Source organism: Microcystis sp. LEGE 00066, assembly GCF_015207925.1.
GTDB lineage: Bacteria > Cyanobacteriota > Cyanobacteriia > Cyanobacteriales > Microcystaceae > Microcystis > Microcystis ichthyoblabe_A.
The window spans coordinates 1-2,816 of record NZ_JADEVX010000313.1 but is presented as its reverse complement, the minus strand read 5'-3'; the positions used below and the strand labels follow the sequence as shown (position 1 = coordinate 2,816).

Here is a 2,816-nt window from a genome sequence, read left to right as displayed (position 1 = left end):
CCCTACACCCCACACCCCACACCCCACACCCTTTGACGATGAACCAAACCATAGTGATCAAAATCGGTACTTCCAGTTTGACCGATAATGAAACCGGCCAATTATCCCTATCCACGATCGCCGCTTTAGTGGAAGTCCTCACCCAGTTGCGCGCTGCCGGTCATCGGGTGGTATTAGTATCTTCTGGGGCCGTGGGGGTGGGCTGCCGTCGTCTGGGAATACAGGAAAGACCGAAAAAAATCGCCCTCAAACAAGCGATCGCCGCCGTCGGTCAAGGTCGTCTGATGCGGATCTATGATGACCTCTTTACCAGTCTTGGTCAACCGATCGCCCAAATTTTGCTCACCCGTCCCGAATTGATGGAACGCACCTGTTATGTCAACGCCTATAATACCTTTCAGGCTTTGTTTGAATTAGGGGTGATTGCCATTGTCAACGAAAATGATACGGTGGCGATCGATGAGTTAAAATTCGGCGATAATGACACTTTATCAGCCCTTGTAGCCAGTTTAATCGAGGCTGACTGGTTATTTATCCTCACCGATGTGGATCGCCTCTACAGTGCCGATCCCCGGCTATTTCCCGAAGCGGCGGCTATTGCCCGAGTTACTCCTGCGGAATTAGCGCAACTATCGATCGATGCCGGTAGTAGTGGCAGTCAGTGGGGGACCGGGGGTATGGCGACTAAATTGGCCGCGGCCCGGATTGCCACCAGCGCCGGGGTAGAAATGGCGATTACTAGGGGACGGCAGCCCAGTAATATCTTAAAAATTATGGCAGGAGAGGCGATCGGAACCCGTTTTGAGGCCCAAAAACGCAGTGATAACGCCCGCAAACGCTGGATCGCCTACGGACTAATGCCCATGGGTAAAATCTATCTCGATGCTGGGGCGATTCAAGCCATTTGTCAGGGGGGAAAATCTCTCCTAGCGGCCGGGATCACCAAAGTGGCAGGGGAATTTAGCGCCTCGGAATCGGTGCAATTGTGCGATCAAGAAGGCCGGGAATTGGCCCGGGGAATTGTTAATTATAGTAGTGAGGAGATCGATCGAGTGAAAGGTCAACATTCCGAGCGTATTGCCAGTTTATTAGGTTATATGGCCGCAGAAACCATTATTCATCGGGATAATCTCGTGATTTTGAGTGCTTCGTCCACCACCTCGACTAATAAGGGATAATTCCGCCACTCAGAGCAAGTCCAGCCAATGCCTTAAATGTAAAGAAATGTCTCAAAAAAACAACAAATTGTTAGACAAGCAAGAGAGTTAGACTAGGGATGTCCCCCGAAGTTCAACCCTGTGAGATTATAAATAAAGCGAAACTCAAAAATGCCTTTATTGCTGTTGGGAGAAACTTAATAATGCGAGACGCGGTAACTAGCCTGATTAGAAAATACGATGTCACCGGACGTTATCTCGATCGAGATGCGATCGATAATCTTAAACAATATTTTGCCTCGGGAACTGCCCGTCTAGCTGCCGCCGCCCTCATTAACGCTAATTCGGCGGCGCTCGTGCGTGGGGCGGCGATTCGTCTATTTGAAGAAGTTCCCGAATTGATCCGCGCCGGGGGTAATGCCTACACCACCCGTCGTTATTCTGCCTGTCTGCGGGATATGGATTACTATCTCCGCTATGCCAGTTATGCGCTGGTGGCTGCCGATACTAATGTTCTAGATGAGCGGGTACTGCAAGGACTACGGGAAACCTATAATTCCCTCGGTGTTCCCATCGGTCCGACGGTGCGCGGTATCCAAATCATGAGCGAAATGATTCAAACCATGGCTCTTGAGGCGGGTATTGCCGACACCTCTTTGATCGCTGAACCCTTTGATCATCTCACTCGCGAATTAAGCGAAGTCTCTATCTAAATTCAGTTATCAGTTATCGGTTATCAGTTTTGTTCGTTCAATCAATGAGTTGATTTTTTGCTTGCTAGAATTGAGTAAAGTCTTCCGTTGCTACGGTCAGATGACTGAGTTTCTTAGTGGATTCTTTTGATGAACAGCGAACAGTTATTGCTATCGAGATGGCGTGATTTGCCGCCAGACAAACAGAGAGAGGTCTTAGATTTTACCGAATTTCTAGCCACACGTCTCTTGTCGTCGCCGGAATCAGAAGCTAGTCCGAACTTGTCCGCGTCGCCAGAAAACTCTCAAACTCCCGATCGCCGCCGCCAGTCGATTCCCGCTTTGATCGAGGCAGTCAGACAACGCTATCGGGAATTACCCAATGATGTGGAATGGCTAGACAGTACGGTATTGATTCGCCAAGAGCGAGACGGGCGATGACAACTGCTTTTAGATGCGTTGTCGATGCCGTCGGCGATCGAGCCATTGTTGTAAAATAATCGCCGCCGCTTCCCGATCAATCGCTCCCTTATCCCAAGAGGAAAACTGTTTTTTGGCTTTTAAGAATTCTTCCGCCTCTAGGGACGTGCAACGCTCATCAATGTATTCGAGGGGCAAATCCAAGGCGATCGCTAGTTTCTGGGCGTATTTTTGTACCTGTTTGGCCTGAAATCCTAACTCTCCGGCCATGGTATAGGGCAGTCCCGCCACCAAAATCTTAATATTTCTTTCCTTGACAATCGCCTTAAACTGTGCGAAATCGGCAACAAAGGAAGAACGGATAATCGTAGTCAAACCAGTGGCGATTAAACCTGTGCCATCACATCCTGCCACTCCCACCCGTTTTTTGCCGATATCTAAGCCCAAGGCGGCGACCCTTTCCATCACACTGGATGCCCCTGATCGGGGGGTTCCGAGGGGGGTTTAGCGGGGGGAAGTTCCCCCGGACTGTCGAGGGAGTCTAGGG

General features: G+C 50.0%; 4 protein-coding genes. 3 read left to right on the top strand and 1 reads right to left on the bottom strand.

The annotated features are described in order from the left end of the window. Positions 1-38 precede the first annotated feature (38 nt). From proB to IQ224_RS22945, 3 genes are all read left to right on the top strand, one after another. Positions 39-1,178: a glutamate 5-kinase gene (proB, locus tag IQ224_RS22955; RefSeq protein ID WP_194033535.1), complete on the top strand. Its 1,140-nt coding sequence runs from the start codon at positions 39-41 to the stop codon at positions 1,176-1,178. Between the two features lie 98 nt (positions 1,179-1,276). Beyond that, complete coding sequence (gene apcB / locus IQ224_RS22950) at positions 1,277-1,870, top strand: allophycocyanin subunit beta (RefSeq protein WP_002753654.1); 594 nt, start codon at positions 1,277-1,279, stop codon at positions 1,868-1,870. A 129-nt stretch (positions 1,871-1,999) separates the two neighbouring features. Continuing rightward, the gene (locus IQ224_RS22945) at positions 2,000-2,290 is read left to right on the top strand and encodes a hypothetical protein (RefSeq protein WP_194033534.1); all 291 of its coding nucleotides are present in this window, start codon (positions 2,000-2,002) and stop codon (positions 2,288-2,290) included. 9 nt (positions 2,291-2,299) lie between these two features. Here the strand turns inward: IQ224_RS22945 and ruvX are convergent, their stop codons facing one another. After that, the gene (gene ruvX, locus IQ224_RS22940) at positions 2,300-2,734 is read right to left on the bottom strand and encodes a Holliday junction resolvase RuvX (protein ID WP_002733316.1); all 435 of its coding nucleotides are present in this window, start codon (positions 2,732-2,734) and stop codon (positions 2,300-2,302) included. Positions 2,735-2,816: the final 82 nt, after the last annotated feature.

Coding starts and splice junctions, on each gene's coding strand:
- proB (WP_194033535.1), top strand. CDS start 39: ATGAACCAAACCATAGTGATCAAAATCGGTACTTCCAGTTTGACCGAT.
- apcB (WP_002753654.1), top strand. CDS start 1,277: ATGTCCCCCGAAGTTCAACCCTGTGAGATTATAAATAAAGCGAAACTC.
- IQ224_RS22945 (WP_194033534.1), top strand. CDS start 2,000: ATGAACAGCGAACAGTTATTGCTATCGAGATGGCGTGATTTGCCGCCA.
- ruvX (WP_002733316.1), bottom strand. CDS start 2,734: ATGGAAAGGGTCGCCGCCTTGGGCTTAGATATCGGCAAAAAACGGGTG.